The organism is Paenibacillus vortex V453, assembly GCF_000193415.1.
Classification (GTDB): domain Bacteria; phylum Bacillota; class Bacilli; order Paenibacillales; family Paenibacillaceae; genus Paenibacillus_AQ; species Paenibacillus_AQ glucanolyticus.
Window position 1 is genome coordinate 254,654 of the sequence record NZ_ADHJ01000037.1, and the last position, 13,078, is coordinate 267,731.

Consider the following 13,078-nt stretch of genomic DNA (forward strand, 5'->3'; position numbering starts at 1 on the left):
CTGGCACTGCCGTTTATGGCATTCGCATACCAGCCATTCTCTTTATTGCTTACCGCGCTGCCCTTCTGCGACTAAAGCCTTCGATAGCCTTATCCAGTACAGGATTGGAGTCTTTTACGGCGGCGTTCGAGGTCTTGGCTGCATAAGCTGCGCTGCCCACAGCACCGGCTGCCGCTGTCCCGGCCAGGATACCTGCAACCGCAGCTGTACCTCCCATGGCGGCACCATTCACCATTTCATCCGTAGTACGGAATTTGCCAGAGATTTGCTTCAGTTCAGTTGAAATCTTATGTAAGCTTTCGACAAACTGGATCATGATAGATCTGGCCTGCTGATAATCCCCGTAAAAACGTTCCCGGGTCATCCCCTGCCATTGGCCTTCCATTTCATGAATACTTTGCTGAAGCCGCTCCACCATGTCACTGCTTAGTTGACCAGACTGAGCAAATTGTGCCGAGACCTGCTCCAGTTGCTCGGGTGTAACCAAAATTCGATTGGACATAAAAAATGACGCCCCTTCTGTCATGCTGCCCGTTCTCGTTAGGCAGTCCAAATACAAATTTCAAATCCTTACACTATTAACCGATCCTTCAAGTGAATAACCACATTTTTCAATTTTAGTAGGTATTCAGGAAAGGAACAATCAAGCGAAGGGTTCATTTCTAGGCTGCTCATATTAGTTATTTAGCACTGGCTAAGCTTTAATTCCTGCACCACCATCCCCTCCGTTATCCCCTATCCCCTCCTTAAGCCCAGATAGGAACCATTCCCAGGTACGGTAATTGATTACATCCCCAGCCCGTTAATAAGGCAGCCTTTCTCCTGTAAATTATAAGCAATTCATCATTACGGAGAGGATGTTAATCATTATGAATCAACCTTCACACGGAACAACCAACCAATTTGTCAAATTGTATAAGCAGGAGACCTGGCTTATGCTTGCAGGGCTGATCGGCTTCTTATTAGCCGGATTTTGCGGGATATGGGTCCTGCTGAATGGAGGACCTGTCGCCCCCGATGGCGATGTCTCCAAAGCAATTTCCTTTACTGCGGCGCTGGGAATATTCACGATTTCAACCGCAGCGATCTTGCCGGTATCCGGTTTACGACCGAGAAGCAAGTCCATCTTCCGCTGCTGTTATATTTTTCTCGTTTTGTTTTCCTATTTTGCCGAGACGGTACAAAATTTCCGCGGTGTCAATCCGAGGTTCGTTCAGAACGGTTCCGCCTTTGATGTGGTCATAGCGATTTCTTTCTCCGCCGTGGCTTTACTGCTCTTGATACTCTATCTGATTTTTGGGCTTCAGTACTTCCGGAAACAGGCGATGAAAGCACACCCTGAGCTTGTGCTTGGCATTCGTTATGCCATGATCGCGGTGCTGATTTCGTTTGCAGCCGGCATATGGATATCCATCAATGCTGGACGCTTCACCGGAATCGGCGGTAACATCATCTGGCTCCATGGGTTAGGCTTTCATGCTCTTCAAGCAATCCCATTCGTAGCATGGCTGTCCTTGAGAAAATCCTTCAATCCTGCAGCCAAACCGATACTCATCCATATGAGTGGCATCGCTTATCTCCTTGGATTGGTTGCCATCGGCTGGCAAACGCTTCTCGGTTATTCCATTGCCGAATGGTCTTTACTTCCGATTCTGGCCGGAAGCTGTTTTCTCATCGCATTTACTCCTGTCATATGGCTCCTGAGACAAACCAATGCTTCGGCTTCAGCCCTACTCAGCTCCCATGCCCGAAATATATAATCCGGAATTAAAAAGGAGACAGCGCTGGGATATCCCATGCCCTGTCTCTTCTATATAAAACATCATCTGCCGGTGATCACGTGTTCTTTCTCTATTTTAGATAAACAAGAATGGAATGAGGAATAACAGAGCGATGGCTTCCCAAGCAAATACATTGCCTCCCCAGCCGTATCCTCTTCCGTATCCACCGCCATAGCCATAGCCACCGCCGTAGCCATATGGTGCAAATGCGGATGTTTGCGCACCATTTTTAGCTGACTTTGAAGACTTCTTGCCTTTTTTGCCTTTTGTGGACAATATATATGCGGATGGGTTCGCAAATTCGAGTTCGAGGCCTCGATCATGTACACCGCGAATAGTCCCCACGACTTCAGTTCCATCATGCATGACAGCGCAGATGGATTTGCCGACGTAATTTCTGCATCCGTCTGCCGATATTGGTATTGGTTGCACTTTTTTTCCCCCTCCCAAGCGTTTGTGTATTATATTCCTGCTGGAGGGAAGTCGGCAGAGATAAATGTCCACAAAGCCAAAATTCCGCCTTTTCACCCTGCTTATTCACGCGCTTTACGGTAGGCTTGTTCCATCAGATCTTCGTTTATCGCCCCTTGAAACCGCTCCGAAATGATACCGTTTGGCGATATCACATAGGTAGTCGGATAGGCTACGACCTCATAGCTTTTTGTGTTCTCCCCGTTCCGGTCATATAGAACAGGAAAGGTTAAACTGTTCTGCTCGACAAAAGCCTGCACCTCGCTCATGTTAGTTTCCAGATGCGTCATATTAACTGCCAGAATCACAACGTCTTCGTCTTGATGCTTATCGTAAAAATCCTGCATATATGGCATTTCTACCTTGCAAGGCGGGCACCAGGATGCCCAAAAGTTAAGAAGAACCGTTTGGCCGCGATAATCCGACAGCTTTACCTCCTGTCCTTCCAGGTTCAGGAGTGCGACGTCCGGTGCGCGAAGTCCTGGCTTCAAGCCCTCGATAATATGATCCGCTTGTTCTCCTTGACTCGGAGCGTCGGCTTCTCGCTCGCTGGCCGAATTGGAGGCAAAGTCATAGATTACCCATATGAACAGAGCTGACATGAGAAGCAGCACAGCCCTGTTCCTCCCTAAACCGAGCGTGAGGTAATGGGTTAGCGGCTTCTGGAATTGAAGCCAGCTCAGGATAAGCAGAACACCGAACAATACAATGTAGAACAACGAAATTGTTACACTCGCTCCATCCGCCCACAGCCACTGAAACATCGATCCTGCCAGTCCGCTCGCGAATGCCGACAACATAGCCGACTTGAGCAGCAGACCCGAATTTACCCTGCTCTTATTCCATCGAAGACCAACATAGAGAAGCGCAAGGATGCACCCCAGCCAGATGCCTCGGGTTCCACCCGTCATATAAATAAGGGACGTCGGATGCTGAAGGGTTCGGATTGGATCAAACAGCAGCATGCCGAATTTCCACGAGATAAAACCAATGATCAGCGTAGTCAAAAAAGTGTCAAGAACCCATTCCCGCTGCGGCTCCTGGTGCAAGCGGATTCGGAGTGCGGCAAGCCCGGCCGCAGCACAGATAAGGAAGAGAACGATATCTGCCCTGATCATCAAAGGACCTATGGGAATAATACTCAAATGCGAACCTCCTACGATATGACAAGGATTAATAATTACCCACAGGGGTATATATGTTAATCATAGTAGATTGCCGCACGGATGTAAACTTTAAGGGGATTGCCTGAATTATGTGATCTTGTCAATGGAATCCCACAGCAATGCAATCTCGGTATGGGTTTTCCCGCCGATGACAATCTCTTTTCGTTTCTGTTCCTGTCCGCCCTTATGTCTATAAAAGTGTTCTGCCGAATTGCCTTCAAGTACCCAGACCAATAAGGATGTGTATCCCTTCATATTCAAATACTCTTTCAGCCTGGCAAACAGTTGGTTTCCATAGCCTTGCCCTTGAATCTCTTCCAACAGATAGACGGCGTAAAGTTCTCCTTCATGAGGCATCTTCTGCTCGCGTTCTGTGCCGTAAGACATAAACCCGTACACCTTTCCGTCTTCATCGGCCACGACAAGCAGCTGCTCGTCCTCCGGCATGTTCGCCAGCTTCCAGCGCCAGCCCTCTACACGATCGGCGGCAGACAGCGCTTGTAAGAAGCGATCGTCCACAATTCCCTGATAGGTTGTTTTCCAGCTGTCCACATGCACCTTGGCAATACCTTCAGCGTCATGTTCATTAGCGTATCTGATCTGCATGTTCTTCCTCCTGCTCGTTTTTTCTTCTCTTTGTATTCGCTTGACAGTCATTTGATCCTCTTTTTCGTGCAACACCGTTCCTCAGAAATGGCACGGTGCACCGTCCCCGCATAAATATATGGATATACTCCGCATTACGATCCAGTGTATCCGGGAAAGGAGCACATCTGAATGAATAAAGCACTAATACGCCTTGAAGATATCGGGCCAGGAGGAAATTACGAGAGTGAGGAACAACAAGCCAAATTACTTGTCATCGCTCAGTTCCTACATAATGAAGGAATCCCCTTCCATCTTGCGGTCATCCCGCGTTATGTCGATCCAGCACAGGGTATTGACCGGTCTATAACCGATGCGGAAAATGATGTTTCTCTTCGTTTTGTCCTTATGCTCAGAACGCTGCTCACTCTTGGAGCCTCGCTCGGCATGCACGGATATACGCATCAATACGAGGACTCGGTCAGCGGAGACGGGTTCGAGTTTGCCTATCCCGATTGCAGCGCCAATTGTCCCCCCGATGATCGGTCCGATGCTATCACGTCTCTCCTGCAGCTTCAGCAATCCTATGCGTATCAGCGGGTTCAGCTGGCCGAGAATGCCTTCCGAGCTGCCGATCTGGCCGCCGGCTGGTTCGAAACTCCCCACTATACTGCTTCCCCCGTCCAACGGCATATCATCGAGATCTGTAACGGCATTCTATATGAATCCCCGCCTTCCGCACCGGATGCGAGGACGCCTGTACTCAAACTCGACCCTGACGATCCATTCTCGAACGGAACCCTCTATGTACCTACCCCGCTCTATTACGTTGCAGGTGACAACATCGAAGAAGATGTAGCTCGTATCGGGCAAACCATAAAGGACTATACGGGCGGGAAGGATCTCGCGTCATTTTTCTACCACCCGTATCTCGAATTCTCATATATTCACCTTCGTGCTAACGGTACTGTGCATTATGATCCGAACTCGCCCCTCAGAAGAATCATTCGGTCCTTCAAACAGGAGCATAAATCCTTTGTCCCCCTAACGTCGCTGACCCCGTTCATACCGGATTTCAGGGAGAGCGGTTTGCTGAATAAACTCACAATCAAGCACCCGACATTGCTGCTTGCCAAAAGAATTCGGCAGCCAGATCAGTTATTTATTCGAAGTGAAACCGACAACCTATGGTGCATAGCGACTATTCGATTCGATGCTCCCCTTCGGCTCCATAACGGCGTGTTGTCCATACGCCCGTTATTGACGGGTTGGCCGCTCCATCCGGGCGGCACGGCTATGACAGGGGATTATGATGGGGACGGAAGGATGGATACGGCCGTGTGGTATGGGGAGCTTGGATTGTGCGAGGTTGCCCTTGGCACAGGCACCACCTTATGCCCGGCGGGTGCATGGCTGTCAGAAGCTGAAGTCATGAACTGGGAGTGTTTGACCGGTGATTTTGACGGGGATGGCAGGCATGACTTATGTTTATGGAATCCTCACAGCGGAAAAGCCGCCATAGCCTACAGTTTCGGGAGCGGCTTTGCTACTCCTGTTATTCAGAACAAGGTTGCTGTACGTGAAGGAGAAATTCCCTGCATAGGGGATGTGAATGGGGACGGCCTGGATGACCTCGTCGTTTGGAATCCCGCCACTGGAACCTGTCGGGTCTGGCTAAGCAGTTGCAGAGACCTCCTGGATGCCGGTATATGGTATTCGGCTCATAACCTGAGCGACTCGCAGCTGTCGGTGAGGCTTGGTGATGTGGATGGCGACGGGTATGAGGATTTGGTGCTTGTTGATCATAAAACGGGCAGCTGGTCTGTTCACTACAGCTCGGGAGCCGCCTTCGGTCCACGCGAAGCTCTATTTGGCCCATGGATATCTGGAGAACAGATGATCCCATTCGTTGGCGATCTGACCGGTAAAGGCCGAGTCAGTCTGCTGGCATGGTCGCCCCAGCTTCTTGGCGGAACTTTGGATGCTGCGATCAACCTCAAGGACCGGACAATGGATTAAGGACATGATATACTTCTATACAATAAAGCCTGCGATTAGCCGGAAGTTCATCATCCTTATTCCCATTTTGGAGGAAAGATCATGCCATCCAACCATTCAGCACCCGTCAAAATCGTGAAGCCCAAACTCCCCAAGCAGCTTGAACCTTTGATCCTGTCCGATGCAGGTGTCGACGATGAAGCTTCGTTTGAGCAATCCACCTGTCAGGACGAAACCTTATCATATGTTGCAGCCAACAAGGTTCTGTTCGATCAAATGATATTCAATAACGTTACATTCCAGCACGTCTCCCTCCACCACGCCGAACTTACAGATATCGTGTTCAATCATTGCGACTTATCCAACGTGGATCTCAGCGAGGCTATCATGTACCGCGTGCAATTCAATCATTGCAAAATTCTAGGGCTAGACCTAACGGCAGCCACCATCCGTAATGTGCTGTTTAATCACTGCACAGGGGATTACGCCACGCTTCGCTTTGCTAACATGAAGCAGGTTTCCTTTCAATCCACCTCCCTTGTAAAATCGGACTTTTACCATTCTGAATTAAGCAAAGTGGAGTTTCTGGATTGTCAGATCGATCAATCGCAATTCTCCGGCACGAAGCTGGCAGGGATTGATTTAAGCCGTACGGACTTCCATAACATAGGCGTTACGCTGGAGGATCTGCAGGGATGCATCATTTCGCCGCATCAGGCCATTCCTTTAACCAAAATATTCGGTCTTGTCGTAAAGGAATAACAGCGCGTTATGCTCGCAGGCGGGATGTAGATTGTCAGCCCTGCTGCCCGCCCGCAGCGATCGGGATGACCAGAAGGAAAATGCTGCACCAAGGTGCCTAACTTGGAGGAACAGTTTGTTTTGATTCCGATGGGGACTGCCGGGGAAATCCGCGAGAGCTCTTTATACTTAACAACGGATCAAGCATGTCCCGGTCCACGCATCGTTTTAAATAGGCAGCCGTCCGGACGATAAAGCGGCTTGCCCCGGAGGTCTTATGACCTTTCGGAGCAAGCCGCTTTTTGAATGTCACTCTATTCTCAATCCAGTGTGTACTTCTGCAAATCCAGCGGCAGCGGTGCCGGGACGTCGCAGGAGCTGGCCATCTCATACCGTTCGCCTTCATCGGATGCATCATGGAATCCCCACATGGCTTCAAGCACATGATAGGCCAACTCTCCGCTGGCACGATGAGGTCTTCCGCTCCGAATAGCATAAGCCATATCGGCCGGACCGATGCCTCTCGTATTCTCGTGATATCCAGGAAGCAGAGGTTCTTCCGTCCAATCGCTTTCACCGGTCAATCGATATTTCACGGATCCGCCAAACCCGTTCGGATCCGGCACCAGGATCGTGCCCTCCGTACCGTAAATCTCAATATTCGGAAGCGTGCTGCCGCCAAATGCATCGAAACTCGTAATCAACGTGCCAATGGCGCCGTTATAGAACTCCATGAGTCCAGCCACGTGGGTAGGAACATCCACCCGAATCTTCTGTCCGTGCTTCTTCTCGCTCGTAATGGTCCGCTCTGTAAGCGCCGCTCCGGTCATGCCGCTAATGCTGCGGATAGGTCCCAGCAGTTGGACCAACGCTGTCAGGTAGTAGGGTCCCATATCAAACATCGGACCGCCACCGGCAGCGTAGTAAAATTCAGGATCGGGATGCCAGTGCTCATGCCCGCGGCTCATCATGAACGCGGTCGCTGCAATCGGGGTGCCAATCCGGCCGTCCTGAATCAGCTTCAAAGCCGTCTGGATACCGGATCCAAGAAATGTCTCGGGTGCGCATCCTACCCGGAGCCCCTTGGCCTCGGCAAGGTCCAGAACCGCCTTGCCCTCTTCACGGGTAACACCCAGCGGCTTCTCAACGTACACATGCTTGCCGGCTTGAAGCGCATCCAGCATAATCTTCGCATGGAGTGCAGGAATCGTCAGGTTTATGACCAGCTCAATCTCCGGATCGGCAAGCAATTCTTCGGTGGTGTACACATTCGGGATGTTGTACTTGGCTGCCTGCTCCTCGGCACGGGCACGATCGATATCCGCGCTAAGCTGTCAGCTCCAGAATGTCAAACTTATGGCAATTTTCCATATAAATGCCGCTGATTTTTCCGCAGCCAATAATGCCAACCTTTACTTTCTTCATGATCCAAGTCTCCTCCTGCCGCTTATTGGCTGTCTCCCATGCCTGTGTATCCTTGACCTTCCGTAAACAAACTCATATCCGAGCCAGAGTACAACGATTTGCCCTCTGCAGCCCACAGCAAACCTCTGCGCATCATTTCCTTCACCTGAGGCATGTCGACGATATCCGCATGATGACCGAGCGAATTATAATATACGCGTCCGTATCCCCAGCGTTTGGTCCACGCCACCGGCATGTCAACCGCTTTGTTCAGGAGATGCGGTCCTGCCGCAACCGGAAAACGGGTGGTTGCCAGTACCTCGACTGCCGGGTCCACATGCAGATAATACTGCTCGGACGCCACGGTGAAATCCTCCATCCCTTCCACCAGCGGACTGGAGCTGGATTTAATCTCTACCCGGTAGTTCACACCATCATTTCCCGGATGCGCAACCCAATTGCCCCCGGTCATGAATTGCCAATCCACGTTGCTGCGGAATGAATCGCACATCCCCCCATGACAGCCCGCCAAACCGGTTCCCTGCTGCACGGCAAGCGATACGTTCTCCACCTGCTCCTTCGATATTTCGCCCATCGTCCATACCGGCACGATCAGATCCAGTGCCTGCAGCTTCTTTGCATCATTCAATGCATCAAGCGTGTCCGATACCTCAACCTCATATTGTTCCTGACGCAGCAATTCAGCGAAAATACCGGCCACCTGCTCGGGTTCATGTCCGTCCCAGCCGCCCCATACGATTAAAGCCTTTTTCATACGTAGCACTCCCTTTTATGTGTCCGACCAGGTCGGTCGAATAAGTTAATTACATTTCTGACAGTTGAACCCAGCGACGCTCCTCAATGGATTTATCCACGGCTTCCAGCACGGCCTGACACTTCACCCCGTCGTAGAAACTCGGCACGGGCTGTCTGCCTTCCGATATGGCGCTGGACAGCTCCAGAATTTCATGCGTAAACGTGTGCTCGAAACCAATTGTATGTCCGGGCGGCCACCACGCTTCCATATAATCATGTACAGGATCGGTTGCCAGCACGCGGCGGAAGCCCTGCACATCCTCATCGTCAGAGGTGAAATAAACCTCCAGCTCATTCATCCGTTCAAAATCAAATTTGACGCTGCCAAGGCTGCCATTGATCTCAAAAGAATTGGTGCTTCGATGTCCTGCCGCAAAGCGCGTCGCCTCAAAGCTGCCCAGCGCCCCGTTCTCAAAGCGGGTCATGAACAGCGTCGCATCGTCCACCGTCACCTTTCCTTTGGGTCCTCCATCACTTCCTTTTGCACTTAGCCCTGTCATTTCACTGGCAATCGGACGCTCCTTGATAAAGGTCTCGCTCATCCCGATCACTTCCTGCATATCGCCAACCAGATAATGTGCAAGGTCAATCAGGTGGGCGCCGAGATCCCCGTGTGAACCCGATCCGGCGACTTCCTTCTGCAGCCGCCATACAAGCGGAAACTGCGGATCCATAATCCAATCCTGAAGAAACCAAGCGCGGAAATGATAGATCTGGCCCAATCTCCCGCTGTCCACCAGCTTCTTGGCCAGCCTTACCGCCGGCGAGAACCTGTAGTTAAACCCGACCATGTGGGTCACGCCTGCATCTTCCGCTGCCTGCAGCATCTCTCTGGCATCCGCCAGCGTCAACGCAAGCGGCTTTTCGCAGAATATATGCTTGCCTGCCTTGGCGGCAGCAATGGCAATCTCCTTATGAGCATCGCTTGGAGCATTGATATCGATCAGATCAATATCATCCCGGTTCACAAGCTCCTTCCAATCGGTAACGCTTTCACGCCAGCCCAGCTGATCCGCCGCTTCTTGCACTGCCGATACATTGCGCCCGCAGATCGCTACCATCTCTGGCTTCAACGCCTCCGGGAAGAACATCGGGAGGCTCCGGTATGCATTACTGTGGGCTTTGCCCATAAATTTATATCCGATCATGCCGACACGTAATTGTTTCATCTTTCATTCCTCCTTGAATAAGGGTTCATTAATTTCGATGAAGCGAAGATGCACGAATGACAAGACGGGTGGACAGCTGCCGATGAAGTACCGTGTTCATTTCGCTCTCATCCTCGGACTCGGAGGCGTCCAGCCTATGAAGAACATGTTCCGCTGCAAGACATCCCAGTTCGTAGAAGGGAACTCTGACGCTGGTAAGCGGCGGGGTACAGAGTTCCGCAGCTTCCGAGTCATCGTAACCGACAAAGGCAGGCATTCGTTCTTCAGAAATTCCGAGCGCGCGCAAGCCCTGCTGAAGACCAATCGCCATTCGATCATTGGCAGCAAAAACCGCCTCGATTCGGTCCAGCTGCCTTGCAATCAGCTCAGCTGCGGCATAACCGCTCTTGCGGCTGAAATTGCCTTCGAACAGCAGCGACTCATCCAGCGCGATCCCCGCTTCATTCAACGCTTGAGCATACCCCTTCAACCGGTCGCGACTGTTGGAATACTGGGACGGTCCGTTGAGAAACGCAATCTTCCGAAATCCCTGCTCGGTCAAGTGGCGAACGGCTTGATAGCTGCCATCCACATGATCGGCATCCATGACATGAAATGCCTCGCCTTCAAAGTATTGATTAATCAGGCAATACGGATGATTTCCCTCGCTCAGCTGTTGAATGGCTTGCCGCTCTCCCCCATCATCCCTGGCACCAAGAATGATGCAGGCATCCACCTTCTGGGTGCGGAACAGATTCATGTAATCCATCGAACCGCCCGGCTCACGGAACAGCATTAACAGATCATATTTGCTCTCCAGCGCCTTGCTGCCAATACCGCTTAATATTTCGGAGAAATAATAAGCGGAGAATATGCGGGCTTTCGGCAAATAGGGCATCACAACCCCAAGGTTGCCGCTCCGGCGGCGGGCAAAACTTCTGGCAAGCGCACTCGGGGTATAACCGAGCCGATCCGCAGCTTCCAGCACACGCAGCCGGGTCTCCTCCTTGATCGGTCCGACTCCGTTCAGAACCCGGGATACCGTGGCTTCCGACACGCCCGCAAGCTGTGCTACCTCTTTACGACTAGCAATAATAATCATGCCTCCCGCAATTTATGTACGCGCGTACATTTTCTCATGGAGCTGCACGGTTGTCAACTGCTTCACGACAATTCGTCCATGGTCTAGCGGTTTCCTTCAGGACAATCCCTCTGCCGCTCGGACCAACCTTATCAAGCACCTCTAATCATTCACAATTTGATGTATAATAGGAAAATTGATATTAAACTTACAGCGAAAGAAGAGACACATATGAGTATTTTCATCACGATGTTATTCCTGGGAGGTCTTCTCGGATTTGTAGGTGCTGGTGGATCCGGATTCATCATTGCACTTCTAGTCACTGTATTTCATATTCCTGTACATACGGCGCTGGGCACATCCATTGCCGCCATGGTATTTACCATGATATCGGGTTCTGTCAGCCACCTAAGAGAGAAAAATGCGATACTATCAACAGGACTTGCCGTCGGATTGTTCGGCGCCATGGGTGCTTATGCAGGCAGCTTTGCCGCTCGCCTGATTCCGGAGGACCGGCTTGTCTTATGTACAGCCATCATGCTGTTTCTATCCGGCCTGCTGATTATGCTGCGGACGCGCATGCAGTTTACGCCGAAGCCCATGCTGACCTCCATTCGCTCCTCGAGATTTTGGATGATGGCACTGATCTCCGGTTTGATAACTGGAGGCATGTCGGGTGTGTTCGGTATCGGTTCAACTCCGTTCATCCAGCTTGCGCTTATGGTTCTGTTCAATATGCCAATAACGCTGGCAGTAGGTACAACCATGATGGTTATTATGCCGATTGCGCTCTTCGGGGGCATCGGTTATTTTCAAGCAGGGTACATCGATTGGCAGCTGTTGCTGCAAGTGGTTGCAGGTACGATGATCGGATCGTACATCGGAGCAAAGTATACAAGCAAGGCACCCAGAACGCTGCTGCGATTCTCCATGATTCTCATGCCGATACTGGGAGGGATCATCATGCTGCTTCGCTAATCGTCCAGGCTCCCTGAATCGAGATTGTTCTTGCGCCCCTTTAACAGATATGCAATAATCTTCAGCAGAAATTTATTAAATCAGTTTAAAAAGTCAGGAGAGGCGTGATCATTACGCGAGAAAAAGCTTTGTCGACGCCGCAATCCATGAGACACACTGTTCGGCGCGCACTGCGCTCCTCGCTGCTGGAACTGGGCAGTGGAACCAAGGCAGAGCTTAGCGACAAACTCGGCATCAGTTTCCCGACGGTTGGCAAAGTGCTGGAACAGATGAAGCAAGAAGGGGAAGTCACCCTGCTTGGACTGGATGAATCGAGTGGCGGCAGGCGTGCGAATCGTTATGCTTTTAATCCGGATTACATGCTGGGTCTCGCTGTTTATTACAAGAAGGAGCAGAGCGTATATACCCTTTTCAACTGGAACGGCGACCTTATCGAGCGGACAGTGAAGACGCCATACTCCATCGCGGACCGGAGGCTCTTGCATCCAGCTGGGAAACTGGATCCGGAGCTACCCGAAAATCCGTTCGATTGCCGCTGGCTTGCCGGCCGCCGTTCGTGATGGCGTCATTTTTCATATCCCAACGTATGGAGCCTTTCAGGACTATGACCTCAAGTCGTATCTGGAGACCCTGTACTCCATTCCTGTCGTGGTAGGCCGCCTGAGCGCAACCTTTACCGCGATAATCAATCCCGATGCCATCATGTGGTGTGAGCATGATCTCCTCCCCTCCACCCTGATCTCGATTAAAGAACGGGCTTCCACTTACGTACCGGAACCGCATTTGCCTGAGATGCAACTTCGCGACTGGGAACAAGACTATATAGCCGGCTTACAGCGGCTTGCTCTGGATATGATGATATCCGATACTCGTGCAGTGTAAAATTCAACGATGATGATTGGGGAATAA

13 protein-coding genes and 1 pseudogene are annotated in these 13,078 nt (G+C 51.1%); 6 read left to right on the top strand and 8 right to left on the bottom strand.

Annotated elements, in window-relative coordinates; all coding sequences use genetic code 11:
• Positions 1 to 49: 49 nt before the first annotated feature.
• Positions 50 to 502, bottom strand: a complete 453-nt coding sequence (locus PVOR_RS31070; RefSeq protein ID WP_006211058.1) for a WXG100 family type VII secretion target — start codon at positions 500 to 502, stop codon at positions 50 to 52.
• A 367-nt stretch (positions 503 to 869) separates the two neighbouring features.
• Here PVOR_RS31070 and PVOR_RS18960 point away from each other — a divergent pair, with 367 nt between their 5' ends.
• Entirely contained in the window at positions 870 to 1,760 is an 891-nt protein-coding gene (locus tag PVOR_RS18960; RefSeq protein ID WP_006211059.1) for a hypothetical protein, read from the top strand.
• Positions 1,761 to 1,856: 96 nt separating this feature from the next.
• Here the strand turns inward: PVOR_RS18960 and PVOR_RS18965 are convergent, their stop codons facing one another.
• From PVOR_RS18965 to PVOR_RS18975, 3 genes are all read right to left on the bottom strand, one after another.
• Positions 1,857 to 2,213, bottom strand: a complete 357-nt coding sequence (locus tag PVOR_RS18965) for a hypothetical protein (RefSeq protein WP_006211060.1) — start codon at positions 2,211 to 2,213, stop codon at positions 1,857 to 1,859.
• A gap of 101 nt (positions 2,214 to 2,314) precedes the next feature.
• Positions 2,315 to 3,397, bottom strand: coding sequence for a redoxin domain-containing protein (locus PVOR_RS18970; RefSeq protein WP_006211061.1), 1,083 nt, complete (start codon positions 3,395 to 3,397; stop codon positions 2,315 to 2,317).
• Between the two features lie 108 nt (positions 3,398 to 3,505).
• Positions 3,506 to 4,024 carry a GNAT family N-acetyltransferase gene (locus PVOR_RS18975; RefSeq protein ID WP_006211062.1) on the bottom strand — a complete coding sequence of 173 codons (519 nt, stop codon included), beginning with the start codon at positions 4,022 to 4,024 and terminating at the stop codon, positions 3,506 to 3,508.
• Between the two features lie 171 nt (positions 4,025 to 4,195).
• On the opposite strand from PVOR_RS18975, the gene PVOR_RS18980 reads away from it, so the two are divergent.
• Together PVOR_RS18980 and PVOR_RS18985 are read left to right on the top strand one after the other, a co-directional pair.
• The gene (locus tag PVOR_RS18980; protein ID WP_006211063.1) at positions 4,196 to 6,022 is read left to right on the top strand and encodes a DUF2334 domain-containing protein; all 1,827 of its coding nucleotides are present in this window, start codon (positions 4,196 to 4,198) and stop codon (positions 6,020 to 6,022) included.
• 81 nt (positions 6,023 to 6,103) lie between these two features.
• Entirely contained in the window at positions 6,104 to 6,763 is a 660-nt protein-coding gene (locus PVOR_RS18985) for a pentapeptide repeat-containing protein (RefSeq protein WP_006211064.1), read from the top strand.
• A gap of 299 nt (positions 6,764 to 7,062) precedes the next feature.
• Here the strand turns inward: PVOR_RS18985 and PVOR_RS18990 are convergent.
• The 4 genes and pseudogenes from PVOR_RS18990 to PVOR_RS19005 all read right to left on the bottom strand — a co-directional run bounded on the left by PVOR_RS18990 (position 7,063) and on the right by PVOR_RS19005 (position 11,212).
• A pseudogene (locus tag PVOR_RS18990) lies at positions 7,063 to 8,167 on the bottom strand (Gfo/Idh/MocA family protein).
• Positions 8,168 to 8,189: 22 nt separating this feature from the next.
• A complete protein-coding gene (locus PVOR_RS18995) occupies positions 8,190 to 8,921 on the bottom strand; it encodes a ThuA domain-containing protein (protein WP_006211067.1) in 732 nt (243 codons plus the stop codon).
• Between the two features lie 49 nt (positions 8,922 to 8,970).
• The gene (locus PVOR_RS19000) at positions 8,971 to 10,131 is read right to left on the bottom strand and encodes a Gfo/Idh/MocA family protein (RefSeq protein ID WP_006211068.1); all 1,161 of its coding nucleotides are present in this window, start codon (positions 10,129 to 10,131) and stop codon (positions 8,971 to 8,973) included.
• Positions 10,132 to 10,159: 28 nt separating this feature from the next.
• Positions 10,160 to 11,212, bottom strand: a complete 1,053-nt coding sequence (locus PVOR_RS19005; RefSeq protein WP_006211069.1) for a LacI family DNA-binding transcriptional regulator — start codon at positions 11,210 to 11,212, stop codon at positions 10,160 to 10,162.
• 210 nt (positions 11,213 to 11,422) lie between these two features.
• Here PVOR_RS19005 and PVOR_RS19010 point away from each other — a divergent pair, with 210 nt between their 5' ends.
• The 3 genes from PVOR_RS19010 to PVOR_RS32065 all read left to right on the top strand — a co-directional run bounded on the left by PVOR_RS19010 (position 11,423) and on the right by PVOR_RS32065 (position 13,051).
• Positions 11,423 to 12,169: a sulfite exporter TauE/SafE family protein gene (locus tag PVOR_RS19010; RefSeq protein WP_006211070.1), complete on the top strand. Its 747-nt coding sequence runs from the start codon at positions 11,423 to 11,425 to the stop codon at positions 12,167 to 12,169.
• Between the two features lie 146 nt (positions 12,170 to 12,315).
• Positions 12,316 to 12,729, top strand: coding sequence for a hypothetical protein (locus PVOR_RS32060; RefSeq protein WP_234973023.1), 414 nt, complete (start codon positions 12,316 to 12,318; stop codon positions 12,727 to 12,729).
• Positions 12,710 to 13,051 carry a hypothetical protein gene (locus PVOR_RS32065; protein WP_228030029.1) on the top strand — a complete coding sequence of 114 codons (342 nt, stop codon included), beginning with the start codon at positions 12,710 to 12,712 and terminating at the stop codon, positions 13,049 to 13,051. The genes PVOR_RS32060 and PVOR_RS32065 overlap by 20 nt, the downstream gene beginning before the upstream one ends.
• Positions 13,052 to 13,078 lie beyond the last annotated feature (27 nt).

Bases quoted from the DNA above. Each gene is read 5' to 3' on its own strand.
- PVOR_RS31070 (WP_006211058.1), bottom strand. From the start codon at position 502: ATGTCCAATCGAATTTTGGTTACACCCGAGCAACTGGAGCAGGTCTCG.
- PVOR_RS18960 (WP_006211059.1), top strand. From the start codon at position 870: ATGAATCAACCTTCACACGGAACAACCAACCAATTTGTCAAATTGTAT.
- PVOR_RS18975 (WP_006211062.1), bottom strand. From the start codon at position 4,024: ATGCAGATCAGATACGCTAATGAACATGACGCTGAAGGTATTGCCAAG.
- PVOR_RS18980 (WP_006211063.1), top strand. From the start codon at position 4,196: ATGAATAAAGCACTAATACGCCTTGAAGATATCGGGCCAGGAGGAAAT.
- PVOR_RS18985 (WP_006211064.1), top strand. From the start codon at position 6,104: ATGCCATCCAACCATTCAGCACCCGTCAAAATCGTGAAGCCCAAACTC.
- PVOR_RS18995 (WP_006211067.1), bottom strand. From the start codon at position 8,921: ATGAAAAAGGCTTTAATCGTATGGGGCGGCTGGGACGGACATGAACCC.
- PVOR_RS19000 (WP_006211068.1), bottom strand. From the start codon at position 10,131: ATGAAACAATTACGTGTCGGCATGATCGGATATAAATTTATGGGCAAA.
- PVOR_RS19005 (WP_006211069.1), bottom strand. From the start codon at position 11,212: ATGATTATTATTGCTAGTCGTAAAGAGGTAGCACAGCTTGCGGGCGTG.
- PVOR_RS19010 (WP_006211070.1), top strand. From the start codon at position 11,423: ATGAGTATTTTCATCACGATGTTATTCCTGGGAGGTCTTCTCGGATTT.
- PVOR_RS32060 (WP_234973023.1), top strand. From the start codon at position 12,316: ATGAGACACACTGTTCGGCGCGCACTGCGCTCCTCGCTGCTGGAACTG.